The sequence below is a fragment of the Streptomyces sp. NRRL B-3229 genome (assembly GCF_000719505.1).
GTDB lineage: Bacteria > Actinomycetota > Actinomycetes > Streptomycetales > Streptomycetaceae > Streptomyces > Streptomyces griseorubiginosus.
Genome location: NZ_JOGP01000091.1, coordinates 1 through 634, shown reverse-complemented (window position 1 = coordinate 634; position 634 = coordinate 1). Strand labels below are relative to the sequence as shown.

Annotated in this window: 1 protein-coding gene; it reads left to right on the top strand. The window is 72.4% G+C overall.

The features are described from left to right. The first annotated feature begins 4 nt into the window (after window positions 1-4). A complete protein-coding gene (locus tag IF54_RS0138835; protein WP_030327446.1) occupies window positions 5-466 on the top strand; it encodes a hypothetical protein in 462 nt (153 codons plus the stop codon). Window positions 467-634 lie beyond the last annotated feature (168 nt).

Here is a 634-nt window from a genome sequence, read left to right as displayed (position 1 = left end):
ACCCATGAACGAGCAGACGGAGATTCCGGGCGGCCCCGACCGCGAGCACCGGCGCCCCGAGGGCGTCGACGACATCACCGTCGAGGCCCTCGGGGCACTGTCCAAGGCGCTGGAGACGACCGAGCGGGCCAGGGGGCGCCTGTACGACTTCCACCAGCTGACCGGCACCGCGGACCTGCAACTGGACCGTGCCGTCGAGCTGTTGGAGGAGGCGGGGCATCCCGAGTGGGCGGCGAAGGTCCGCTCGGAGATCCTCGGGCGCAATGTGATCCCGGGGCACTGGACGTTCCAGATCGTCGAGGCCTACAACGCCACCTACTACCGGCCCTTCCAGCAGCTGGAGAGGAGCGCGGTGGACGAACTCGCCCAGGGCCGGGACCACTTGTACGAGGCGGAGATGAAGGAGGAGCGGCGCACGGCGGGCCACCCCGACCACGTCGCGCGTCTGCCGGCCCCCGAGCTCTGAGCAGCGGTCGGCGAGACACCCCCTCGACGGAAGGACGTTGGGCCCATGAGCAGCAGCCCCCTGGCGGGCCGGACGGTGGTCGTCACCGGAGCCGCCCGCGGTCTGGGCGCGGCCATCGCCGGTGAGACGGCCCGGCGCGGTGCCCGGGTGGCACTGCTGGGCCACGAG